Consider the following 23,191-nt stretch of genomic DNA (forward strand, 5'->3'; position numbering starts at 1 on the left):
GACTTCGGCGCAGACCGAAACCCATAACAACAAGAACCACCCCGAGACCCTTGTGATGGCTGAAGCTGCCGCTGCCCTGCCCCACGACCGCATCATCCAGGACTCCTGGTCGCGCTGCCGCGACTTCGGCCTGACCCACCAGAGCACGCCCATTTTCAGCCGCCCCAGTCCCGGCGAAGTGTCGGCCCTGCTCGACAGCCAGCACGCTCTGGTGCAGACCACCCATAAGGAAGTGCTGCCCTACTACGGCAATATCCTGGCCAATTCCAACTGCCTGATCATGCTCGCCGACCATCAGGGCCAGGTACTGCAATCCTGGGGCGACCAACGCTTTATCGAACCCAGTCGCGCCCCCGGTTTCGTCGCCGGGGCCAGCTGGCTGGAGCGTTACACCGGCACCAATGCCATCGGCACCGCCCTGAGCTGCGGCCAGGCGGTGCATATCCAGCACGATGAACACTTCCTCAAAGCCAACCGCTTTATGACCGGTTCGGCCTCGCCGATCTTTGACGAACAACGGCAAATGATCGCGGTGCTGGATGTCTCCAGCGACAGCTACCTGCCGCCGGCCCACACCCTGGGCATGGTCAAGATGATGAGCCAGTCAGTGGAGAACCGGCTGATTCTCAACCTGTTCCAGCAGCGCTACTTTCAGCTCAGCTTCAACACCAGCCTGGACAACCTCGACAGCCCCTGGGCCGGGTTGCTGGTCTTCGACGACCAGGGCCAGGTGGTGTCGGCCAACCGCCGCGCCGACAGCCTGCTGGGTGTGGGCCTGACGCGGGTGAATATCGAGAGCCTGTTCGATGTGCCGCTGCGCCAGCTGCTCAACCAGCCCGAAAGCCAGCCGTTCAACCTGCGCGCCGGCGGCCGCTTCCGCTTCCATGCCCAGGTCAAACGCCCGCAACAGCCCGCCCCGATCCAGGCCCGCGATTTCCGCCCAGCTGCCGAAGCTGAGCCGCCGGCCCAGAGCAACGGCTTTACCCTGGCCTCGATCAACCTCGGCGACCCGCGGGTGGACAAGGCCATACGCCAGGCCGAGCGCCTGCTGGAAAAGGACATCCCGATCCTGGTGCACGGCGAAACCGGGGTGGGCAAGGAAGTGTTCGTCAAGGCCCTGCACCAGTCCAGCTCGCGGGCCAAACAGGCGCTGATCGCAGTCAACTGTGCGGCCATCCCCGCCGAACTGGTGGAATCCGAACTGTTCGGCTACGAGAAAGGAGCCTTTACCGGGGCCAGCCAGAAAGGCAGCATCGGCCTGATCCGCAAGGCCCATAAAGGCACGCTGTTTCTCGATGAAGTGGGCGATATGCCGTTGCGCGTACAGGCGCGCCTGCTGCGCGTACTGCAGGAACGCTGCGTGCAACCCCTGGGCAGCAGCGAGCTGTATCCGGTGGATATCCGCCTAGTTTCGGCGACCAATCGTCCGCTGCGCCAGGATGTGGAGGCCGGACTGTTTCGCCAGGATCTGTACTACCGCATCAGCGGCCTCAATCTGGAACTGCCACCGCTGCGCCAGCGCACGGACAAGGCCGCTCTGGTCCAGCGTATCTGGGATTACCACCGCGAACCGCAGCAATGGGCCGGGCTCAGCCCGGAGGTCATGGCCCTGTTCGAGCGCCACCCCTGGCCGGGTAACCTGCGCCAGTTGAGCAGCGTGCTGCAGATCGCCCTGGCCATGGCCGACGAACAGCCGATCCGCCCTGAGCATCTGCCGGATGATTTCTTTGCCGATCTGCAGCCGTTGCCTGCAACCTCAACCGTCACACCCCATGCGCCGCAGAATCTGGGAACGCCATGCGAAAGCGACCTGCTCAGTCAGTACCAAGCCTGCGGCGGCAACATCTCCCTCCTGGCGCGCAGCCTCGGGGTCAGTCGCAATACGCTGTACAAGCGGCTGAAGGAGAATGGTCTGAAGCTCTAGCTCGCTGAGGTTTGCTGAAAATCACACAACGGCTTCAGCGGCCCGTTACCAATAGCAGGGTGTCGAGAGTCTTGCTACGAACCTGTATGGACTTATAAGCGCCATATAGGGTCAAAGCTCCTACCTGCCCATTCGCCGATTCCCAATCCAGCACCATGCCCCTACACTCGCCTGCCTCGCACGCCCTTGCTCCGCGTCCTTTAAGCCCCTTAGCCAACACAAGAGCATGCCCGATGCGTTGTTCCGCCTATGCGTCAGCCTTCCTTTCACCTCTGCGACAACTGCACAACTGGGCTGCCTTACTGCTGGCGCTGGTCTTGTTGAGCGCCTGCGCCAGCGCGCCGTCGCCGCAACCGCGGCCCGAGGTCGAGCCGATACGTTTCCTCCTGAGCTTCGATGACGGCCCCAGCGCGAGCCTGGGAGTCAATCCAACCCGGCAGATTCTCGATGCGCTGGACGACAACCCGATCCAGCCGGGGATCAAGGCGCTGTTCTTCGTTCAGACCCGCGCCATGGCAGCCGGCGGCAGCCTTCAGGGCCAGGCACTGTTGCGCCGCCAGCAGCGCGATGGTCACCTGCTGGGCTTTCACACCGCCACTCCCGGGCATGCCAACCACCGCTTCCTCAGCCCCGCCGAACTGGAGCAATCGCTGAAAGATGGCGTAGCCGACCTCTCCGCCATCAGCGGAGCCGCGCCGCGTCTGGTACGCCCGCCTTTCTGGAACTACGACGAGCGCACCTTCGCCGCCTACCAGGCCCATGGTCTGCGCCTGCTACTGACCGACCTGAGCGCCAACGACGGCAAGACCTGGGGCATCAACGGCAGCCTGCGCCGGCGCAGCAATCTGCGCGAACAACTGGCGCGGGCCGCCGAGCAGATCCATGCCGGGGCCCTGCCCGTGGTGGACGGGGTGATTCCGCTGGTGGTGACCTTCCACGACCTCAATCCCTACACCGCACGGCATATGCGCGAATACCTGCAGATCCTCCTGGATGTCGCCGAGGATGTCGGCCTTGCCACAGACGCCAAGCCCTTCTACGACCAGCGCGCGCGTCTCGAACGCGCCGCCCTCAGGCGCGCCCTGGGTGACCCGCTGCAATACGCACGCCTGCCGGGGGTGTGGAACTGGTTATGGAACTGAGCCCGGACATAACCCGCTCTCGATCAGGCGCAGATACTCCGGACGCTGCGACAGGTCGTTGTGCCCCGCCGCTGGAATAACCGCGAGCCGCGCCACCCCGGGCTGAAAGTGGCCGTACAGGGCATCGCTACTGGCACGGGGAATCACCTTATCCTCGGCGGCCAGGATCAACAGCGTGGGCACCTCGATCTGCCGGGCGTACTTCCAGGACTCGAACTTGTCCCTGAGCAGCCATTGCACCGGGACATAGGGAAACTGCTGCCGGGCCAGCGCCTCGATACTCTCATAGGGGGTGATCAGCACCAGGCCCGCCGCCGGGCGCTGGCTGGCGAGCCGCACCGCCACGCCCGAACCCAGGCTACGCCCCACCAGCACGGTGCAGGGATGTTCAGCGTGGACCCGGTCGAACAGGGCCTGGGCATCAGCCTGAATCGCCGCCTCGGAGGGCGAGCCGGCGCTGCCGCCATAGCCGCGGTAGTGCAGCAGGTAGAGCGCATGGTCGGCAAAGGCTTGGGCGAATTGCGCCAGATTAAGCGAGACATCCTCGGCGTTGCCGCCAAAGTAGATCAGCGCCTTGCGGCCTGGCAGCGGCCGGGTGGAAACCAGCACCTCGGCCTCTGCCGTGGGTAACCGCAGCAGCAGCGCGGGATCGTCCACGGCGCGGGGCTGGGGAAAGTAGATCAACGAGCGCTGAAACAGCAGCAAGGCCAGACAGAGCAGCAGATACAAGGCGGCGGCCCAGGCGAGAAAGACCAACAGACGGCGCGTCGGACGACTGAATTGCACTGCCCCTCCCTGAACCTATTTGTTGCCGAACCACAGACTAGCGCAGCCCCGGCATGCCGAACCAAGTTCACCCTCTAGCAGCTAGCTAATCAAGGCCAGAAAAAATGCCGCTCACCAGAGCGGTGAGCGGCATTTCTGTACAGCTGTAGCCGTCGCTAGCAGCCAGCGGCCTACTCGGCCAGACGCCAGGTGGTGCCACCCTTGCCGTCTTCCAGTACCACGCCCATGGCGCTGAGCTGATCGCGGATGCGATCACTTTCTGCCCAGTTCTTCTCGGCGCGGGCCTGCAGACGTGCGGCGATCAGCGCCTCAACCTCAGCAGCATCGACCTTGCCAGCAGCGCCCGCCTGAAGGAACGCCTCAGGCTCAAGCTGCAGCACGCCCAGCACCCCAGCCAGCTCCTTCAAGCGCGCCGCCAGGCCGGCAGCGGCCTGTAGATCAGTGTCGCACAGGCGGTTGATCTCACGGGCCAGCTCGAACAACACGGCGCAGGCTTCCGGCGAGTTGAAGTCATCATCCATGGCCGCGGCAAAGCGCTCGACAAAGGCCTCGCCACCCGCCGGTGCGGCTGCAGGCAGGCCCTTGAGCGCGTTATAGAAGCGCTCAAGGGCACCCTTGGCTTCGCGCAGGCTGTCTTCGGAGTAGTTGATCGGACTGCGGTAGTGGCTGGACACCAGCAGGTAGCGCACCACTTCCGGGTGATACTTTTCCAGCACCTCACGAATGGTGAAGAAGTTGCCCAGACTCTTGGACATCTTCTCGCCATCCACGCGCACCGAGCCGGCGTGCATCCAGGCGTTGGCGTAGAGCTTGCCGGTAGCGGCCTCGCTCTGGGCGATTTCGTTTTCGTGGTGCGGGAACACCAGGTCCGGGCCACCGCCATGAATGTCGAAGGTCTCGCCCAGGCAGCAGGTCGACATCACCGAGCACTCGATATGCCAGCCCGGACGGCCCGCCCCCCAGGGCGACTCCCAGCTCGGCTCGCCCGGTTTGACGCCCTTCCACAGGACGAAATCCAGCGGGTCCTGCTTGGCCTCGTCGACCTCGATACGCGCGCCGATCTTCAGGTCTTCGATCTTCTTGCGCGACAGCTTGCCGTAGCCGACGAACTTGCCGACGCGGTAGTACACGTCACCATTGCCGGGGGCGTAGGCAAAACCCTTATCGATCAGGGTCTGGATCATCTGGTGCATACCGGCGATATGCCCGGTGGCACGGGGCTCCTGATCCGGACGCAGGACATTGAGGCGCGCCTCGTCTTCATGCATGGCTTTGATCATGCGTTCGACCAGAGCCTCGAACGGCTCACCGTTTTCATTGGCACGCTTGATGATCTTGTCGTCGATGTCGGTGATATTGCGCACGTAGGTCACTTCATAGCCGCGATGGCGCAGCCAGCGAGTCACCACATCGAACGCCACCATCACCCGCGCATGACCGATATGACAGAAGTCGTAAACCGTCATGCCACACACATACATGCGCACCTGGTTACCCACCAGCGGTTTGAAGACATCTTTGCTTTTGGTCAGCGTGTTGTAGATCGAGAGCATCGGGGTTCCTTGGAAAACCACGGGCCAGCGTACTGGCCCGGTCTATGACGCGTTCGGCTTGATTAAGCCCAGGAATCGCGCAGCGTTACGGTACGGTTAAAGACGGGCGCACCCGGCTTGCTGTCCTTGATATCGGCGCAGAAGTAGCCTTCGCGCTCGAACTGGAAGCGCTCTTCAGGCAGCGCCTCAGCCAGGGATGGCTCGGCGCGACAGCCCTTGAGCACCACCAGCGAATCCGGGTTGATATTGTCGAGGAAGCTGCCGCCGTCCTCGTCCTTTTCCGGGTTGGCGGAGCGGAACAGGCGGTCGTACAGGCGCACTTCGCACTCGACGCTTTCAGCCGCTGGCACCCAGTGGATCACGCCCTTGACCTTGCGGCCCTCGGGGTTCTTGCCCAGGGTGTTTTCGTCGTAGCTGCAGCGCAGTTCGACGATATTGCCCTCGGCATCCTTGATCGCCTCGTCGGCGCGAATCACGTAGCTGCCGCGCAGGCGCGCTTCACCACCAGGGATCAGGCGCTTGAAGCCGGCCGGTGGGACTTCTTCGAAGTCGCTGGCGTCGATATAGATCTCGCGGCTGAACGGCAGCACCCGTACGCCCATCTCCTGTTTCGGGTGGCGCGGCAGCTCCAGATTCTCTTTCTTCCCTTCCGGGTAATTGGTGATCACCACTTTCAGCGGCTTGAGCACGCACATGGCGCGAGCGGCGTTGGCGTCCAGGTCCTCGCGGATGGCGAACTCGAGCATGCCGATATCCACCACGCCTCCGGCGCGATTGACGCCGATCATGTCGCAGAAGGTACGGATCGACGCAGGCGTGTAACCACGGCGACGGAAGCCCGACAGGGTCGACATACGCGGGTCGTCCCAACCATTGACGTGCTTCTCGTCAACCAGCTGCTTGAGCTTGCGCTTGCTGGTGATGGTGTAGTTCAGATTGAGGCGGGCGAATTCGTACTGACGCGGCTGCGTCGGCACCGGCAGTTGCGCCAGGAACCACTCGTACAGCGGGCGGTGGTCTTCGAACTCCAGGGTGCAGATCGAATGGGTGATGCCTTCGATGGCATCCGACTGACCGTGGGTAAAGTCGTAGCTGGGGTAGATGCACCACTTGTCGCCGGTCTGGTGATGATGGGCATGGCGAATGCGGTACAGAATCGGGTCGCGCAGGTTGATGTTCGGCGACGCCATGTCGATCTTCGCGCGCAGGGCACGGGCACCGTCGGAGAACTCGCCGGCCTTCATGCGGGCGAACAGGTCGAGGTTCTCTTCCACCGAGCGCTCGCGGAACGGGCTGTTCTTGCCCGGTTCGGTCAGGCTGCCACGATAGGCACGCATTTCTTCTGCATTGAGGTCACAGACGAAAGCCTTGCCTGCCTTGATTAGCTCAATGGCCCAGGCATGCAGCTGGTCGAAATAGTTGGAGGCGTAGCGCTCCTCGCCGGCCCACTGGAAACCCAGCCACTGCACGTCGCTCTTGATCGCGTCGATATATTCCTGGTCTTCCTTGGCCGGGTTGGTGTCGTCGAAGCGCAGGTTGCACTCGCCACCGAACTCCTGGGCCAGGCCGAAGTTCAGGCAGATCGACTTGGCATGGCCGATATGCAGGTAGCCATTGGGCTCCGGCGGGAAACGGGTAACGATCTTGGCGTGCTTGCCGCCGTCCAGATCGGCCTGGACGATGGGGCGCAGAAAGTTGGCGGCTTTTTCGACGGTAGGCTTGCTCATGGTGTCCTTAACAGTTACGTGACGCGGCTTGGCAGGCCGTTGATGACCCGGCGAGCCGAAACTCAGGGGATCGGAACAGGCGCTCAGGGTAGGCCGACTAAAACAAAGCGCTTATCATAGCCGAAGCTGTCAACCCCCTGACAGGCCCAAGAACCGCTTCAGTGCCCTTTGCGTGCCGCTAATACAGCCTAAACAAAGGAAATTGAGCCGGCTCACGGTTTTATCGACAGAGCGACTACCTACATGATCAAGCTGCACACCAACCACGGCGTTATCACCCTGAATCTGTTCGACGACAAAGCCCCGGAAACCGTGGCCAACTTCAAGCAGTACGTTCAGGAAGGCCATTACGACAACACGATTTTTCACCGCGTGATCAGCAACTTCATGATCCAGGGCGGCGGTTTCGAACCAGGCATGAAGCAGAAGACCACCCGCGCACCGATCAAGAACGAAGCCAACAACGGCGTCGCCAACAAGATCGGCACCGTGGCCATGGCCCGCACCATGGAGCCGCATTCGGCTTCCGCGCAGTTTTTTATCAACGTTGGCGACAACAGCTTCCTCAACCACAGCGCGCCTACCGTACAGGGCTGGGGCTATGCGGTGTTCGGTGAAGTGGTTGAAGGCATGGACGTGGTCGAGAAGATCAAGGCCGTGGCCACCACCAGCAAATCCGGCCACCAGGACGTACCGGTCGATGACGTGATCATCGAGCGTGCCGAGATCGTTGAGTGATACTACTGATCTCCGATCTGCATCTTGAACAGGAGCGCCCGGACATCAGCCGGGCGTTTCTGCATTTCCTCGAAACCCGCGCAGTTGAGGCCCAGGCGCTGTATATCCTCGGCGACTTCTTCGAAGTGTGGATTGGCGACGACGCCATCAGCCCTTTTCAACGCTCGATTGCCCAGGCCCTGCGCCAGTTGAGCGAGCGCGGCACACGCGTCTACCTGATGCATGGCAATCGCGACTTTCTACTCGGCAAGGCCTTCTGTCAGGAAGCCGGCTGCCGCCTGCTGCCCGATCCCTGCGTCATCGAACTTAACGGCGAGCGCGTGCTGCTGATGCACGGCGATAGCCTGTGTACCCAGGATATTGGCTATATGAAGCTGCGCCGCTGGCTGCGCCACCCGGTTTCGCTGTTTATCCTGCGCAACCTGCCGCTCAGTACAAGGCAGAAACTGGCGCGCAAACTGCGTAATGAAAGCCGCACGCAAAACCGCATGAAAGCCAGCGATATAGTCGATGTCACCCCGGATGAGGTGCCGCGCGTCATGGCGCTGCACGGCGTGCATACGCTGATTCACGGCCACACCCACCGCCCGGCCACCCATCAGCTGCAGGTCAACGGCCAGGCGGCGCAACGCATCGTGCTTGGCGACTGGGACAAGCAGGGTTGGGCGCTGCAGGTGGATAAGCGAGGCTTTGTCCAGGAGCCCTTCACGCTCTGAACCAGGCAAAATCTTGACGGCGCGCACAAAGTGCCGCCCTGCCCCCCTTGACGGATTTTGCGCCGATCATCAGCATCAGCGCCCTCAAAATGCCATCAGGGACCGATCATGCCGATCAGCAAGGAACAGCTTTTCAAGTACACCATCGCACCGGTTGCGTTTATCGCGCTCAGCTTCGTCACCTTCAACAGCGTGTTCTTCTATAACGAAGCCGGTTTCGCCACCCACGTGCGGACCATCTTCGGCGAGGAGAAAGTGGTCGACGACGTCGGCTACGCCACCAAATGGTTCGGCCGCGCCACTGCCTGGAAGAAGGCCCTGAGCGTGCAATCGGTGCTCACCGAAGCCCTGGCCATCGACGACAGCAGCGACAACGACTCCCTCGGTGCCACCATCGAAGCCTTCCCTATCGTGTTTCTCGGCAACGTCGACGCCAAGGTCGAGTCCTCGGCACGTTTTCGCCTGCCGGCGGGCGAGCAGTTTCTGAAAATCGCCCAGGAGTACCGCAACCCGGAAAACTTCATCAAGACCGCACTGGTTCCCGCGATCAAGGAAACCCTGCAGGCCACTGCCTCGCTGATGAGTGCCGACGACTTCTACGCCGGCGCGCGCAGCGAGTTCGCCGCCGAGTTCGAGAACCAGCTCAACGACGGTCTGTACCTGATCAAGCGCAAGGAGATTCGCGGCCCGCGCGGCCACCAGCCGAGCCAGACCGCGATTCTGCAAGCCGGCACCGAGCAAGGCGCGTTCGGCGACAACAACGTCAGCCAGTTCGTCACCGAGAAGGTCATGGACAGCAAGGGCATTCCGGTACGCAAGCAGCAGCAGTTCCGCAAATACGGCGTGGAAGTGGTCGAGGCGCGCATCACCAACGTCGATCCCAACCCGCAGTACAAACAACGCATGGTCAAGGTGCAGCAGGCCCTGGCCGAACTCGCTGTGGCGCGGCAGAACCGTCTGAAGGAAGAGGAGGAGAAGCTGCTGGTGACCGCCCGCGGTGAAAAGGAAGTGGAAGCGCGTCGTCAGGAAACCCTGCGCGACCAGATCGAGCGCACCACCCAGGCGGAAACCGAGAAACAACTGGCGATCATCAATGCCGAACGGGAAAAAGGCCGCGCCGAAATCGAGAAACAGACCGCCGAGCTGCTGCGCGATAAAGCGGCGATCACCGCCGATGCAACGAAGATCACCGCCGACGCAGAAGCCTACGCCCGTGAAGCGGTAATCAAGGCCGACGGCGCGTTGCAGCCCAAGCTGGATGCGCTGATCGCGATCAACAAGGTCTGGGCCGAAGCCGCCGCCCAGGCACCGGTTCCCAGCGTGATGATGGGCGGCGCTAGCGACGGTGCCAGCAGCCGCCAGGATGAAATAGGCCAATTGATGGGCGTATTGGCCACCAAGGCAGCGCGCGATCTGGCGCTGGACCTGAAAGTGCAGCAGTAAGCCCCCTGTACTCGCCCTACAAAAAAGCGCCCGACTGGGCGCTTTTTTGCTTTAGAGCAGCGGCACACCGCTATGAAAGCGGAACTCAGTGTCTGGGGATTCGATCAGTTCGCGCTCCACCGCCCTCACCCGCTCGATGGCCTGGTTGACGTCCTTTTCGTCGCCATACTGATAGGCCAGCTTCAGATAATGCTGGAAATGCCGCGCCTCACTTTTCAGCAGGCCGAAATAGAACTTGCCCAGCTCTTCATCCAGATGCGGCACCAGGGCCTCGAAACGCTCGCAGCTGCGCGCCTCGATAAAGGCCCCGATCACCAGGGTATCCACCAGCTTGTGCGGCTCGTGGGTGCGCACGATCTTGCGCAGACCCGAGGCGTAGCGCGCCGCCGACACCGGGCGCAGGCCGATCTTGCGCCGCTTCATGATGCGCAGCACCTGTTCATGGTGCACCAGCTCCTCGCGCGCCAGGCGCGACATGGCGTTGAGCAGGTCGACATAGGTGCTGTACTTGGCCATCAGGCTCAGGGCCGTGCTGGCGGCCTTGAACTCGCAGTTCTTGTGATCAATCAGCAGGGTTTGCTGATCGGCCAGGGCGGCTGCGATCCAGGCATCCGGCGTGCGGCAACCGAGAAACTCATGAATTTCCGGCAGGCTCATGGGCGCGCGCCTATCGCCAGGTAACCAAGGGGTCCGGGCACGCAGGCAGAACGATGCAGCAGATAAACGATTTCGGCTAACAGATACATAAATTCACAAAATCAGACGGGCGGGAGTGATAAAGCTAGAAGGCCATCATTATACGAATGAGCGCGCGAACCACCACTCGATTGACACCAATCAAGTACCGACCGAGCGACAGCAATCTATAGTGATAAACAGTACAACTGACTGCACATGGAGATGATCATGCAAGCTATTCGCAGCATTCTGGTGGTAATGGAACCCGACCGGCCAGAAGGGCTGGCCCTGAAACGCGCCAAGCTGATTGCTGGCGTTACCCAGTCACACCTGCACTTGCTGGTGTGTGACAAGAAAAATGATCACACCGCCTACCTGCAGGACCTGACCAGCCAACTCGGCAGCGAAGGCTTCAGCGCCTCCAGTCAGCAGTCATGGCATGAGAACCTGCACCAGACCATTATCAGCGTGCAGCAGGCTGAGGGCTGCGGCCTGGTGATCAAGCAGCACTACCCGGACAACCCGCTGAAAAAGGCCCTGCTCACCCCGGATGATTGGAAGCTGCTGCGCTATTGCCCGGGCCCGGTGCTGATGGTGAAAACCGACAAGCCCTGGGCGGGCAGCGTGATCCTGGCGGCAGTCGATGTGGGTAATGCCGACGGCGAGCATCGCACCCTGCACACCAGCATCGTCAGCCACGGTTTTGATATCGCCGCCCTGGCCAAGGCCGACCTGCATGTGATCAGCGCCCACCCCGCGCCCATGCTTTCGGCCGCCGACCCGACCTTCCAACTCAAGGAAACCATCGAAGCGCGCTATCGCGACCAGTGCAAGGCCTTCCAGGCCGAGTACGAGATTGCCGATGAACGCCTGCATATCGTCGAAGGCCCGGCCGATGTATTGATTCCGCAGATGGCCCACCGGCTCAATGCCGGCGTCACGGTAATCGGCACCGTAGCGCGCACCGGGATTTCCGGGGCCTTGATCGGTAATACTGCCGAGGTGATTCTGGATTCGCTGGAAAGCGATGTGCTGGTGCTCAAGCCCGATGAAATCATCGCTCACCTGGAAGAGCTGGTCGCTCAGCACTGACGTATGCGCAACAAAAAAGCCGCCTTTTTAGGCGGCTTTTTTGTATGAAATCGGCGATCAGGCTCTTATCTCAAGCCCTTCGAGGAGGAAACGCGGCGCGATATAGCGTTCGTAATGGGCCTCGGAGAGCAGAAAGAACTCCCGGTCGATGGCATCGCGCAGTTCGGGCAAGCCCCAGTCGCGGAACTCCGGCAGCAGCACCATACCGTAGGCGTCCAGCTGGCTGATTACCCGCGCCCCACGGGCAATCAGCTGATAAGCCCAGCAGTAAGGCGACTGTTGCGGCACAAAGCGGATCTTGCGCTGTTCCAACTGGGTCCGCAGGCGCTGCGCATCGAAAACTTCCAGTTTGGCCGCCATCACCTGTACCAGCAGCACTTCCAGACGCAGCCATACCGCATGTTTTTCCTCCTCGCTGTAGCCATTCCAGTGGATCACCTCGTGGTGAAAGCGCTTGCAGCCACGGCACACCAGATCGCCGTAAACAGTGGAGCACAGGCCGACACAAGGGGTTTTGATACGCTGATTGGACATAACGAACGAGAGGAACACCGACTGAAGGACAGGCATCTTAGCCCTTTGTCTAAGGCAGATCACCCCCAGATAAGCGGGGCCTTTGGCTTAACTTTATAAAAGCTTTCCAGTAGAATCGGCCCGCCTTTAATAGGCAGCAATGTCCGTTGGAAGCTGTTTTCAAAGCGTCACGAGCACAGTCAATCCTGCAGGTTCGATGTTGATGCCGGCCTTGAGTTCCATTTCAAGCGTCGGCATCAGCCCTCATCCAGCCCGTCCTGCCGGCGTAAAACTTTGAAAACAGCTTCTGCAAGAAAGCAGCAAAATCTCGGCTGAGCGGCCCATAAAGCCACGAAGCGCCTGATTTGTTGTTTTCTGGATCGCGTCCCGGACAACCCTTTGGGACCACTGATGAGGGTAATAACTGTGCTTGAAGCCTATCGCAAACATGTAGCAGAGCGTGCCGCTCAGGGTATCGTGCCCCAGCCGCTGAACGCCGAACAAACCGCAGGCCTGATCGAGCTGCTGAAAAACCCGCCAGCCGGCGAAGAAGCTTTCCTGCTCGACCTGATCACCAACCGCGTACCGCCAGGCGTCGACGAAGCCGCCTACGTCAAGGCCGGTTTCCTCTCTGCCGTTGCCAAAGGCGAAGCCTCCTCCCCGCTGATCAGCAAGCAACACGCCGTTGAACTGCTCGGCACCATGCAGGGCGGTTACAACATTGCCACCCTGGTTGCGCTGCTCGACGACAGCGAACTGGCTGGCGTGACTGCCGAACAACTGAAGCACACCCTGCTGATGTTCGACGCCTTCCACGACGTCGCTGAAAAAGCCAAGAACGGCAACGTTCACGCCAAAGGCGTGCTGCAATCCTGGGCCGATGGCGAGTGGTTCAAGAACCGCCCGACCCTGGCCGACAAGATCAGCCTGCGCGTGTTCAAGGTCACTGGCGAAACCAACACCGACGACCTGTCCCCGGCTCCAGACGCCTGGTCGCGTCCGGATATCCCGCTGCACGCCCTGGCCATGCTGAAAATGGCCCGTGACGGCATCGTGCCGGACGAGCAAGGCGTAACCGGCCCGATGAAGCAGATCGAAGCCATGCGCGGCCAAGGCTTCCCGATTGCCTACGTCGGTGACGTAGTCGGTACCGGCTCCTCGCGTAAATCCGCCACCAACTCGGTGCTGTGGTTCTTCGGCGACGACATCCCCAACGTGCCGAACAAGCGCGCTGGTGGTTTCTGCTTCGGCAGCAAGATTGCTCCGATCTTCTACAACACCATGGAAGATGCCGGCGCTCTGCCAATCGAATTCGACGTTTCCAACATGCACATGGGCGATGTGATCGACCTGTACCCGCATGCTGGCAAAGTCTGCAAGCACGGTACCGACGAAGTACTGACCACCTTCGAAATGAAGACCCCAGTACTGCTCGACGAAGTCCGCGCTGGCGGCCGTATCCCGCTGATCATCGGTCGCGGTCTGACCGAGAAAGCGCGCGCCGAACTGGGCCTGGGCCCAACCGACCTGTTCAAGCTGCCTGAGCCACCTGCTGCCAGCACCAAGGGTTTCACCCTGGCGCAGAAAATGGTCGGCAAGGCGTGCGGCCTGCCAGAAGGCAAAGGCGTACGTCCTGGCACCTACTGCGAACCGAAGATGACCACCGTCGGCTCCCAGGACACCACTGGCCCGATGACCCGTGACGAGCTGAAAGACCTGGCTTGCCTGGGCTTCTCCGCTGACCTGGTGATGCAGTCGTTCTGCCACACCGCGGCCTATCCGAAGCCAATCGACGTCACCACCCACCACACCCTGCCGGATTTTATCCGCACCCGTGGCGGCGTGTCCCTGCGTCCTGGCGACGGCATCATCCACAGCTGGCTGAACCGCATGCTGCTGCCGGACACCGTCGGTACCGGTGGTGACTCGCACACCCGCTTCCCGATCGGCATCTCCTTCCCGGCCGGTTCCGGCCTGGTCGCCTTCGCCGCTGCCACTGGCGTAATGCCGCTGGACATGCCGGAGTCGGTACTGGTGCGCTTCAAGGGCAAACTGCAACCGGGCATCACCCTGCGTGACCTGGTCCATGCCATCCCTTACGTGGCCATCCAGAAAGGCCTGCTGACCGTCGAGAAGAAAGGCAAGAAGAACATCTTCTCCGGCCGCATCCTCGAGATCGAAGGTCTGGACGAGCTGACCGTTGAACAGGCTTTCGAGCTGTCCGACGCCTCCGCCGAGCGTTCCGCTGCAGGTTGCACCATCAAGCTGCCGGAAAAGGCCATCGCCGAATACCTGCGTTCGAACATCACCCTGCTGCGCTGGATGATCAGCGAAGGCTACGGCGATGCGCGCACCATGGAACGTCGCGCCCAAGCGATGGAAGCCTGGCTGGCCGATCCGAAACTGATGGAAGCCGACAAGGACGCCGAGTACGCCGAAATCATCGAAATCGACCTGGCCGACATCAACGAGCCGGTTCTCTGCGCACCGAACGACCCGGACGACGCTCGTCTGCTGTCCAGCGTTCAGGGCGAGAAGATCGACGAAGTGTTTATCGGTTCGTGCATGACCAACATCGGTCACTTCCGCGCAGCCGGTAAGTTGCTGGAAAAAGTCGAAGGCACCCTGCCGACTCGTCTGTGGCTGTCGCCGCCGACCAAGATGGACCAGCATCAGCTGACCGAAGAAGGCTACTACGGCATCTACGGCAAAGCCGGCGCGCGCATGGAAATGCCGGGCTGCTCGCTGTGCATGGGTAACCAGGCACGCGTTGAAGCGAACTCCACCGTGGTTTCGACCTCTACCCGTAACTTCCCCAACCGTCTGGGCGATGGTGCAAACGTCTACCTGGCTTCGGCCGAGCTGGCCGCTGTTGCCTCGATCCTCGGTCGCCTGCCGACCGTTGAGGAATACATGGTCTACGCGAAGGAAATCGACACCATGGCAGCGGACGTTTACCGCTACCTGAGCTTCGATCAAATCGCCGAGTTCCGTGAAGCTGCTGCGAACGCCCAGATTCCGGTCGTTCAAGCCTAACGAAACAACGCATCGCGCTACACCGGTAAAGAGAAGCCCCGCCTTGTGCGGGGCTTTTTCTTTCTTGGCTATTTTGCCTATGTAGCGATTAGGTGCAGCTTGCCGTGGCTGCAATGGGTAGGGTGCGCCGTGCGCACCAAGAATCTGCAGCCGGCCCTGGTGCGCACAGCGCACCCTACAAAATCAGGCCCCTCACACTTAAGCGCTGACGCCTGAACACTACACAGTACGGCGACATAGCCTTTTCTTTGCAGGCTTATCGGCACCATTCAGGCAAATGGCATATGCCTTGCTTTGTCATAGTCAGCCAAGCCTTTCCAACGGCGGAAACGACTTGATAGACAATGGTGTCGTCCCAATCGCTGAGCAGATCAGCCATTGGCACGGCACCTTTTTGCGTGGACCAAGGAAAAGCACCATGAGCGAGCACGACATCAGCCGCAATGAAGTACCGGAAAAGCGTGTACTGAATATCGGCTTTATGGCCCTGACCGACGCGGCATCGGTGATCGTCGCCGCCACCCAGGGCTTTGCCGAGAAGCACGGCCTGACCCTCAACCTGCAGCGCCAGGCCTCCTGGGCCACCTTGCGCGACAAGTTGCTGAGCGGCGAACTGGACGCAGCGCACAGCCTCTACGGCATGATCTACGGCGTACAGCTGGGGCTCGGCGGCGCACCTGCCACCGACATGGCGATCCTGATGGGGCTGAACCACAATGGTCAGAGCATCAACCTGTCGCCGGCCCTGCAGGCGGCCGGCGTGTGCAGCGGCGACGCACTGGCGACCCGCGCGCACCAGGGCGGTGCAAAACTGACCTTCGCCCAGACCTTCCCCACAGGTACCCATGCCATGTGGCTCTATTACTGGCTGGCGAGCCAAGGCATTCATCCACTTGCCGATGTCGACAGCGTGGTGGTGCCGCCGCCGCAGATGCTCGCCCACCTCAAGGCCCGGCGCATCGACGGTTTCTGCGTCGGCGAACCCTGGAGTGCCCAGGCGGTGGACGAGCAGATGGGCTGCACCCTAGCCACCAGCCAGTCGATCTGGCCGGACCACCCGGAAAAAGTCCTGGGCTGCACCCGCAGTTTTGTCGACGAGCACCCCAACACCGCCCGCGCCCTGATCATGGCCGTCCTGGAAGCCAGCCGCTTTATCGACGAGAACGAGGAAAACAAGCGCAGCACCGCCCAGCTGCTCAGCGGCAGCGACTATGTCGATGCACCGCTTTCGGCGATCCAGCCGCGCTTTCTCGGCCAGTACCAGGACGGCCTCGGCCATGCCTGGCTGGACCCGCACCCGCTGCGCTTCCATGCCGATGGCCGGGTTAACATGCCCTACCTGTCGGACGCCATCTGGTTTATGACCCAGTTCCGCCGCTGGGGCCTGCTGCGCGACGACCCCGATTACCTCGCGCTGGCCCGTCAGGTGCAGCAGCTTGAGCTTTACCGCGAGGCCGCCGCAGCCCTGGATATCCAGGTACCGGATGAAATGCGTAGCAGCCGGCTGCTCGATGGCAAGACCTGGGACGGCAGCGACCCGGCCGGTTATGCCCGCAGTTTTGCCCTCAATGCCCTGGCCGAAAGCGCTGCGGCTGCCCTAGAAGAGAGCCTCTGAGATGCTGCGTATCCTGCTGATCAACGACACACCGAAAAAGGTCGGCCGGCTGAAAAGCGCCCTGATCGAGGCCGGCTTCGAGGTGATCGACGAGTCTGGCCTGACCATCGACCTGCCGGAGCGGGTCGAAGCGGTACGCCCCGATGTGATCCTGATCGACACCGAATCCCCCAGCCGCGATGTAATGGAGCAGGTGGTGCTGGTCAGCCGCGACCAGCCGCGGCCCATCGTCATGTTCACCGACGAACATGACCCGGGCGTGATGCGTCAGGCCATCCAGAGCGGGGTCAGCGCCTATATAGTCGAGGGCATCCACGCCCAGCGTCTGCAGCCGATCCTCGACGTGGCCATGGCCCGCTTCGAGAGTGACCAGGCCCTGCGCGCCCAGTTGCAGGCCCGCGATGCCCAGCTGGCTGAACGCAAGCGCATCGAACTGGCCAAAGGCCTGCTGATGAAAATGAAGAGCTGCAACGAAGAAGAGGCCTACACCCTGATGCGCCGCCAGGCCATGAGCCGCCAGCAGAAGCTGGTGCAGGTGGCCGAGCAGATCATTGCCATGCACGACATGCTGGGTAATTGAACCTTGAATAGACGCCGGGCCGTCTAGCGCCCGGCTGAGTGCTTTGTCCTGCTCGGCAGGCCACCTCACGCCAAAACTGCGCGCACCTTCCCGTGCATCGGTGTCGCCTGGCTGATGCCAGCGACGCCTCTGAGCACAACACAGGTTTATCCGGCTATCGGCGAACCTTTCCGGCGCAGGCCTGTCACTGAACAGGTAGCTCACCGATGCGTCTAGCATCGGCATCCACAAGCGGTGACCCCCACACCACATCGCAAGGTCGCGATAAGAGCGGCTCCACCTCTCAGCTATACGAATCAGGACGATCCCGTAATGCTTAAAAAAGCAGCTACCCGCAGCTTATTGCTGCCATCCGCCTTAATCAGCCTGTTTAGCGGTCAAGTTCTTGCCGAACTGAATCCCGCCCTGCCCCCCGGTGGCAACTTCGCCTTGGAAAACTGGAACATCACCATTCCAGTGGATGCCAACAACGGCATAAAGGGTAAACCACTGACTATTCTGCCTTCAGCCCTGGACGGGCCCAACGGCTACAGCAACCCACCATCGCTATATACCGATACGGACGGCGCGATGACCATGTGGGCCCCCCTCAACGGTGCGACCAGCGGCGGGTCCAGACATCCACGCTCGGAATTGCGCGAAATGATCGATCCGTCCAGTAGTCAAATCAACTGGGACAGCAACGGCACCGCGCTACTCGATGCGCAGCTGCGTGTGATGCAGGTGCCGAGTGAGGATGGCACTGTGATTGTTGGCCAGGTTCACGGCCATGGCTCGGCACCCCTGGTGCTGGTGTATTACCGATACGACGCGCAGACCCAGACCGGCGTGGTCATGGCCAAGCTACAAGGCACACCGATTCAGGGCCCGCCGTTCTGGCAGTATCAGGTTGCAAGCGGCATCAGACTGGGCCAGGCCTTTACCTACCAGATCCGCGTCGAGCGCCAGAGCGGCAGCCTGGCGGTGGCATCGGTGTCGGCGAACAACGGCACACCCGCCACCATGGTCATGGACCCGTCCTGGGATAGCGAAACCTTCTACTTCAAAGCCGGCGCATACCTGCACACCTACGGCACCAGCAGCACCGATGGTGCCTTGGTGAAGTTTTACCGCCTGGCCACCAGCCATCCGAAAAGTGACATGCCGATCACCAGCAAGGCCGCATTACCCAACGCCAAAGTCGGAAGGGCCTATGCCACTCGGCTGAAATTTCGCGGCGGCACCGGTGCTGGCAGCTGGTCGCTGGTCAGCGGCTTCCCCCCCCAGGGCTTGCTGCTGGAACGCAACGGCACCATCAGCGGCACACCGGCTGCTGGTGCGGGCACTAATCGGCCCAATGCCTTTATGGTGCGGGTGACCGACGCCAACGGCAGCACCTATTCGAAGAAGTTCTCGATCCTGGTCAAGCCCTAGGGTCTGTTGTCGTTGAGCGGGCGCTAAAGGATCTATAGGGATTTTTCGTCGCCCGCTCGACAGGCCGAGGTGCCGCGTATTATCGTCGCCGCCTGGCCAGCGCACTGGCCAACGTCGCTCGGACGGTTCCGGGCGCTTACGTTTCCGAGGAAAGCATGGCTGACCAAGCTTCGCGCCGCTTTGCGCGCATCGATCGACTCCCCCCTTACGTTTTCAATATCACCGCCGAGCTGAAGATGGCCGCGCGTCGCCGTGGCGAAGACATCATCGACTTCAGCATGGGCAACCCGGATGGCCCCACGCCGCCGCATATAGTCGAGAAGCTGGTGCAGGTCGCCCAGCGCGATGATACCCACGGCTACTCCACCTCCCGCGGCATCCCGCGCCTGCGCCGCGCCATTTCGCGCTGGTACAAGGACCGCTACGAAGTCGAGATCGACCCGGAAAGCGAAGCCATTGTCACCATTGGCTCCAAGGAAGGTCTGGCGCACCTGATGCTGGCCACCCTGGACCATGGCGACACGGTGCTGGTGCCCAATCCCAGCTACCCGATCCATATCTACGGCGCGGTAATCGCCGGTGCCCAGGTGCGTTCGGTGCCGCTGATCCCAGGAGTGGACTTCTTCGCCGAGCTGGAGCGGGCAATTCGCGAGTCGATTCCCAAGCCGAAGATGATGATCCTCGGCTTCCCCTCCAACCCCACCGCGCAGTGCGTGGAGCTGGACTTCTTCGAACGGGTGGTAGCCCTGGCCAAGCAGTACGACGTGCTGGTGATCCACGACCTGGCCTACGCCGACATCGTCTACGACGGCTGGAAGGCTCCGTCGATCATGCAAGTGCCGGGGGCCAAGGACATTGCCGTGGAGTTCTTCACCCTGTCCAAGAGCTACAACATGGCCGGCTGGCGCATCGGCTTTATGGTCGGCAACAAGGAGCTGGTCAACGCCCTGGCGCGGATCAAGAGCTACCATGACTACGGCACCTTCACCCCGCTGCAGGTGGCGGCCATCGCCGCCCTGGAAGGCGATCAGCAGTGCGTGCGCGATATCGCCGAGCAGTATCGCCAGCGCCGCAACGTGCTGGTCAAGGGCCTGCACGAGATCGGCTGGATGGTGGAAAACCCCAAGGCATCGATGTACGTCTGGGCGAAGATTCCCGAGCAGTATGCCCATCTCGGCTCCCTGGAGTTCGCCAAAAAGCTGCTGCTGGAGGCCAAGGTCTGCGTCTCGCCCGGCATCGGCTTCGGCGACTACGGCGACGACCATGTGCGCTTTGCCATGATCGAGAATCAGGACCGTACCCGCCAGGCCATTCGCGGCATCAAGGCGATGTTCCGCGCCGATGGCCTGATCCAGCCCCCGGCCGCAGGCAAGCCGCGCAAGGCAGCCGATAGCTAGCAGCCTGCCAGGGCCTGCCGGCCCTGGCACCTGAAAAAACCCGCCCTGCCCGCACCTGTTTCGCGCTGGCAGGGCCGCGGTTCGATCAGCTCGAATAATCCAGCACCGTCCACACCCGGCTGAGGCCGTCGCCAATCACGCAACCGCTCTGACTGAGCTGGCTGCGATTGCTATTGCTGTGCAGCGACATCAGCGTGGTGCTGCCATCGGCGGCATCCGAGCGCTCGCTCAGCCACTGCACCCGGCCGCAGTTGGCCGTTTCGATCACATAACTGGCAGCAACGCGGGCATCCTGGCTCGGCAGTCTGATCGTATCCACCACCCTGCCCTGTTCCTGCACCCGCTTGCCATCGGACACCAGCACGGCCCAGGCCTGGCCGTCCTCGATCACCAGATAGGTGCCATTGGCCCTGGGTTGTTCCAGCTGCGGCTGGGCGCAACCACTCAGCAGGCCCAGCAGCACAATTGTCATCAGCATCTGTTGCATTGTCAGTTACTCCAGCAGCGGCTTTCAGGGGGTACGAGCAGGCGGTGAATCTGGGGTACGGCCTTACTATTATCGAATACTGTTTATTTGTACAGTACATTTCGATTACCCTGAGTCCCGCTCATTTCGCCAGGCCTGCAACGCTGCACGCCCGGCCCAACCCTGACATCAACCAGGAGAACAAGGATGCTGGACGTACTGCAGTTGAAGCACACGGTAAACCGCATGCCGCTGGAAAAGGTCCGTGCCACGGTCGCCGAATTGCACCTGGAAGGTATCGTCACCGAAGGCAAGACACCGTTCTCCCGGGTGCACTTCAATACCTGCTTTGCCGAAATCGAGGCCTTGCTGCAGCGTGCCGGCTACCACAAGCAGCTCGATGTGGTCGGTTACCAGGGCCTGGCCTATGCCATGTTCGACCCTGCTCGCTGGGAGGCGGTGCAGGTGCTGCGCTGGCTCAAGGAGTTCGTCGAGGAGGCGCAGCCACGATCCGCTCCCCAGCGCCAGGAGTACAGGGCCTGAGGCGCTAACACCTAAAGGCCTGCAAACGAACCAAAAGCGCTCAGTACCGCTCGCATATGCACGCCAATGGCCCATACGCCCCGTTATGGAGGCCCATGGGCCAGTGGCAAGGGCATTTGCACGCCGGCTTCAAAATCTCGATTCAACATCACATATAAATACTAACTATATGATTTATATCGCTATATAAATCTATTCTAGATTGCCTCTCACGTCGCAAAACCCATTTCCAAGGGCGTCATTGCCATTCCATCTGTAAACCTGGCAAGCCCTTTGCTTATACCTCCTCAAGACACCTACACACGTCTTCAGATCGCCAAAGGCGGTGATCGGGACGAAATTGACAAAGACGTCAACGACACTCGGCCAAGCATTGGCAGGGCTGTCCGCGACGTCTTTTTTCGTTTCTGGGACCTGAGGAACCACTATGCGTAACTCCACCGCTCGCCGTTCGCTACTGAAGAAAACCCTGGCCGGACTCGGCTGTGCCGCCGTCATGCTGCTGTCGCCCCTGAGCGTGCAGATCGCCCTCGCCGCCGAGGCGGAAAAGGACGAACTGAAGTTCGGCTTTATCAAGCTGACCGATATGGCTCCGCTGGCCATCGCCTATGAGAAAGGCTTCTTCGAGGATGAAGGGCTGTATGTCACCCTGGAGGCCCAGGCCAACTGGAAAGTGCTGCTGGATCGGGTAATCGATGGCGAACTGGACGGCGCGCATATGCTCTCCGGCCAACCGATCGGTGCCACCATCGGTTTCGGCACCAAGGCCGACGTGGTCACCGCCTTCACCATGGACCTCAACGGCAATGCCATCACCGTCTCCAATGCGGTCTGGGAGGACATGAAGAAGCATGTGCCGATGGAAGGCGGCAAGCCGGTGCACCCAATCAAGGCCGACGCCCTGAAGCCGGTGATCGAGAAGTTCAACGCTGGCGGCAAGTCCTTCAACCTGGGCATGGTGTTTCCGGTGTCCACCCATAACTACGAACTGCGCTATTGGCTCGCCGCCGGCGGCATCCACCCGGGTTATTACGCCCCGCACAAGGGCGACACCAGCGGTCAGATCGACGCCAAGGCCCTGCTCTCGGTCACCCCGCCGCCGCAGATGCCCGCCACCCTGGAAGCCGGCACCATCCACGGCTACAGCGTCGGCGAACCGTGGAACCAGGCTGCCGTGTTCAAGGGCATCGGCGTGCCGGTAGTGGCCGACTACGCGATCCGCAAGAACATGTCGGAGAAGGTCTTCGGCGTGTCCAAAAGCTGGGCCGAAGCCAACCCGGAAACCCACAAGCGCGTGGTCAAGGCGCTGATCCGCGCCGGCCAGTGGCTGGACGCGGACAACAACGCCAACCGCCAGGAAGCGGTGGAGATCCTTTCCCGACCCGAGTACGTGGGGGCCGATGCCAAGGTGATCGCCAACTCGATGACCGGCACCTTCGAGTTCGAGAAGGGTGACAAGCGCGAGGTACCGGACTTCAACGTGTTCTTCCGCTACCACGCCACCTACCCCTACTACTCCGATGCCGTGTGGTACCTGACGCAGATGCGCCGCTGGGGCCAGATCAGCGAAGCCAAGCCGGACAGCTGGTACCTGGAGACGGCCAAGAAGGTCTACCTGCCGGCTATCTACCGCGAAGCGGCCGCCGAATTGATCGCAGAAGGCAAGTTCGCAGCCAGCGATTTCCCGCCAGCCGATGACGACGGCTTCCGCGCACCGCTGACCGACACCATCGACGGTGTGCCTTACGACGGTCGCAAGCCCAATGCCTACCTCGAGCAGTTCGAGATCGGCTTGAAAGGCGACACGCAGCTCTAATCAGGCACTCCCG

Annotated in this window: 19 protein-coding genes; 13 read left to right on the forward strand and 6 right to left on the reverse strand. The window is 61.5% G+C overall.

Going from position 1 to position 23,191, the window contains the following annotated elements; all coding sequences use genetic code 11:
* The first annotated feature begins 55 nt into the window (after positions 1-55).
* Positions 56-1,924 carry a sigma-54-dependent Fis family transcriptional regulator gene (locus WMW70_RS09545; RefSeq protein ID WP_341437276.1) on the forward strand — a complete coding sequence of 623 codons (1,869 nt, stop codon included), beginning with the start codon at positions 56-58 and terminating at the stop codon, positions 1,922-1,924.
* A gap of 272 nt (positions 1,925-2,196) precedes the next feature.
* Positions 2,197-3,066, forward strand: a complete 870-nt coding sequence (locus WMW70_RS09550; RefSeq protein WP_445942133.1) for a polysaccharide deacetylase family protein — start codon at positions 2,197-2,199, stop codon at positions 3,064-3,066.
* On the opposite strand, the gene WMW70_RS09555 is transcribed toward WMW70_RS09550, so the two are convergent.
* The 3 genes from WMW70_RS09555 to WMW70_RS09565 form a co-directional block, all read right to left on the reverse strand.
* The gene (locus WMW70_RS09555; protein ID WP_341437278.1) at positions 3,055-3,852 is read right to left on the reverse strand and encodes an alpha/beta hydrolase; all 798 of its coding nucleotides are present in this window, start codon (positions 3,850-3,852) and stop codon (positions 3,055-3,057) included. The two genes, WMW70_RS09550 and WMW70_RS09555, sit on opposite strands and share 12 nt — an antisense overlap.
* Positions 3,853-4,022: 170 nt before the next feature.
* A complete protein-coding gene (cysS, locus tag WMW70_RS09560; protein WP_341437279.1) occupies positions 4,023-5,405 on the reverse strand; it encodes a cysteine--tRNA ligase in 1,383 nt (460 codons plus the stop codon).
* Between the two features lie 62 nt (positions 5,406-5,467).
* Positions 5,468-7,132 (reverse strand): glutamine--tRNA ligase/YqeY domain fusion protein, encoded by a 1,665-nt coding sequence (locus WMW70_RS09565; RefSeq protein ID WP_341437280.1) that lies wholly within the window; start codon positions 7,130-7,132, stop codon positions 5,468-5,470.
* 243 nt (positions 7,133-7,375) lie between these two features.
* On the opposite strand from WMW70_RS09565, the gene WMW70_RS09570 reads away from it, so the two are divergent.
* From WMW70_RS09570 to WMW70_RS09580, 3 genes are all read left to right on the forward strand, one after another.
* Positions 7,376-7,870: a peptidylprolyl isomerase gene (locus WMW70_RS09570; protein WP_341437281.1), complete on the forward strand. Its 495-nt coding sequence runs from the start codon at positions 7,376-7,378 to the stop codon at positions 7,868-7,870.
* Positions 7,867-8,586 (forward strand): UDP-2,3-diacylglucosamine diphosphatase, encoded by a 720-nt coding sequence (gene lpxH / locus WMW70_RS09575; RefSeq protein ID WP_341437282.1) that lies wholly within the window; start codon positions 7,867-7,869, stop codon positions 8,584-8,586. The genes WMW70_RS09570 and lpxH overlap by 4 nt, the downstream gene beginning before the upstream one ends.
* Before the next feature lie 108 nt (positions 8,587-8,694).
* Complete coding sequence (locus WMW70_RS09580) at positions 8,695-10,029, forward strand: SPFH domain-containing protein (protein ID WP_341437283.1); 1,335 nt, start codon at positions 8,695-8,697, stop codon at positions 10,027-10,029.
* A 51-nt stretch (positions 10,030-10,080) separates the two neighbouring features.
* Here WMW70_RS09580 and WMW70_RS09585 read toward each other — a convergent pair whose 3' ends face one another.
* The gene (locus WMW70_RS09585) at positions 10,081-10,686 is read right to left on the reverse strand and encodes a tRNA-(ms[2]io[6]A)-hydroxylase (RefSeq protein ID WP_341437284.1); all 606 of its coding nucleotides are present in this window, start codon (positions 10,684-10,686) and stop codon (positions 10,081-10,083) included.
* 249 nt (positions 10,687-10,935) lie between these two features.
* Here WMW70_RS09585 and WMW70_RS09590 point away from each other — a divergent pair, with 249 nt between their 5' ends.
* A complete protein-coding gene (locus WMW70_RS09590) occupies positions 10,936-11,799 on the forward strand; it encodes a universal stress protein (protein WP_341437285.1) in 864 nt (287 codons plus the stop codon).
* A gap of 57 nt (positions 11,800-11,856) precedes the next feature.
* Here the strand turns inward: WMW70_RS09590 and WMW70_RS09595 are convergent, their stop codons facing one another.
* A complete protein-coding gene (locus WMW70_RS09595) occupies positions 11,857-12,333 on the reverse strand; it encodes a DUF1289 domain-containing protein (RefSeq protein ID WP_341437538.1) in 477 nt (158 codons plus the stop codon).
* A 405-nt stretch (positions 12,334-12,738) separates the two neighbouring features.
* Between WMW70_RS09595 and acnB the strand changes: the two genes are divergently transcribed.
* The 5 genes from acnB (at position 12,739) to alaC (ending at position 20,353) form a co-directional block, all read left to right on the forward strand.
* Positions 12,739-15,348, forward strand: a complete 2,610-nt coding sequence (acnB, locus tag WMW70_RS09600) for a bifunctional aconitate hydratase 2/2-methylisocitrate dehydratase (protein ID WP_341437539.1) — start codon at positions 12,739-12,741, stop codon at positions 15,346-15,348.
* Positions 15,349-15,766: 418 nt separating this feature from the next.
* A complete protein-coding gene (locus tag WMW70_RS09605) occupies positions 15,767-16,963 on the forward strand; it encodes a CmpA/NrtA family ABC transporter substrate-binding protein (protein ID WP_341437286.1) in 1,197 nt (398 codons plus the stop codon).
* A 1-nt stretch (position 16,964) separates the two neighbouring features.
* Positions 16,965-17,543 carry an ANTAR domain-containing response regulator gene (locus tag WMW70_RS09610; RefSeq protein ID WP_341437287.1) on the forward strand — a complete coding sequence of 193 codons (579 nt, stop codon included), beginning with the start codon at positions 16,965-16,967 and terminating at the stop codon, positions 17,541-17,543.
* A gap of 234 nt (positions 17,544-17,777) precedes the next feature.
* A complete protein-coding gene (locus WMW70_RS09615) occupies positions 17,778-18,956 on the forward strand; it encodes a polysaccharide lyase family 7 protein (RefSeq protein ID WP_341437288.1) in 1,179 nt (392 codons plus the stop codon).
* A gap of 155 nt (positions 18,957-19,111) precedes the next feature.
* Positions 19,112-20,353 carry an alanine transaminase gene (gene alaC, locus WMW70_RS09620; RefSeq protein WP_341437289.1) on the forward strand — a complete coding sequence of 414 codons (1,242 nt, stop codon included), beginning with the start codon at positions 19,112-19,114 and terminating at the stop codon, positions 20,351-20,353.
* Positions 20,354-20,438: 85 nt separating this feature from the next.
* Here the strand turns inward: alaC and WMW70_RS09625 are convergent, their stop codons facing one another.
* Entirely contained in the window at positions 20,439-20,840 is a 402-nt protein-coding gene (locus tag WMW70_RS09625) for a hypothetical protein (RefSeq protein WP_341437290.1), read from the reverse strand.
* A gap of 186 nt (positions 20,841-21,026) precedes the next feature.
* Here WMW70_RS09625 and WMW70_RS09630 point away from each other — a divergent pair, with 186 nt between their 5' ends.
* Both WMW70_RS09630 and WMW70_RS09635 read left to right on the forward strand, forming a co-directional pair.
* Positions 21,027-21,362 (forward strand): transcriptional regulator, encoded by a 336-nt coding sequence (locus tag WMW70_RS09630; protein ID WP_341437291.1) that lies wholly within the window; start codon positions 21,027-21,029, stop codon positions 21,360-21,362.
* A 427-nt stretch (positions 21,363-21,789) separates the two neighbouring features.
* Complete coding sequence (locus WMW70_RS09635) at positions 21,790-23,178, forward strand: CmpA/NrtA family ABC transporter substrate-binding protein (RefSeq protein ID WP_341437292.1); 1,389 nt, start codon at positions 21,790-21,792, stop codon at positions 23,176-23,178.
* Positions 23,179-23,191: the final 13 nt, after the last annotated feature.

This window comes from Pseudomonas sp. XK-1 (assembly GCF_038069885.1).
Lineage (GTDB): Bacteria > Pseudomonadota > Gammaproteobacteria > Pseudomonadales > Pseudomonadaceae > Aquipseudomonas.

Bases quoted from the DNA above. Each gene is read 5' to 3' on its own strand.
- WMW70_RS09545 (WP_341437276.1), top strand. From the start codon at position 56: ATGGCTGAAGCTGCCGCTGCCCTGCCCCACGACCGCATCATCCAGGAC.
- cysS (WP_341437279.1), bottom strand. From the start codon at position 5,405: ATGCTCTCGATCTACAACACGCTGACCAAAAGCAAAGATGTCTTCAAA.
- WMW70_RS09565 (WP_341437280.1), bottom strand. From the start codon at position 7,132: ATGAGCAAGCCTACCGTCGAAAAAGCCGCCAACTTTCTGCGCCCCATC.
- WMW70_RS09570 (WP_341437281.1), top strand. From the start codon at position 7,376: ATGATCAAGCTGCACACCAACCACGGCGTTATCACCCTGAATCTGTTC.
- WMW70_RS09580 (WP_341437283.1), top strand. From the start codon at position 8,695: ATGCCGATCAGCAAGGAACAGCTTTTCAAGTACACCATCGCACCGGTT.
- WMW70_RS09585 (WP_341437284.1), bottom strand. From the start codon at position 10,686: ATGAGCCTGCCGGAAATTCATGAGTTTCTCGGTTGCCGCACGCCGGAT.
- WMW70_RS09590 (WP_341437285.1), top strand. From the start codon at position 10,936: ATGCAAGCTATTCGCAGCATTCTGGTGGTAATGGAACCCGACCGGCCA.
- WMW70_RS09595 (WP_341437538.1), bottom strand. From the start codon at position 12,333: ATGTCCAATCAGCGTATCAAAACCCCTTGTGTCGGCCTGTGCTCCACT.
- WMW70_RS09605 (WP_341437286.1), top strand. From the start codon at position 15,767: ATGAGCGAGCACGACATCAGCCGCAATGAAGTACCGGAAAAGCGTGTA.
- WMW70_RS09610 (WP_341437287.1), top strand. From the start codon at position 16,965: ATGCTGCGTATCCTGCTGATCAACGACACACCGAAAAAGGTCGGCCGG.
- alaC (WP_341437289.1), top strand. From the start codon at position 19,112: ATGGCTGACCAAGCTTCGCGCCGCTTTGCGCGCATCGATCGACTCCCC.
- WMW70_RS09625 (WP_341437290.1), bottom strand. From the start codon at position 20,840: ATGCAACAGATGCTGATGACAATTGTGCTGCTGGGCCTGCTGAGTGGT.
- WMW70_RS09630 (WP_341437291.1), top strand. From the start codon at position 21,027: ATGCTGGACGTACTGCAGTTGAAGCACACGGTAAACCGCATGCCGCTG.
- WMW70_RS09635 (WP_341437292.1), top strand. From the start codon at position 21,790: ATGCGTAACTCCACCGCTCGCCGTTCGCTACTGAAGAAAACCCTGGCC.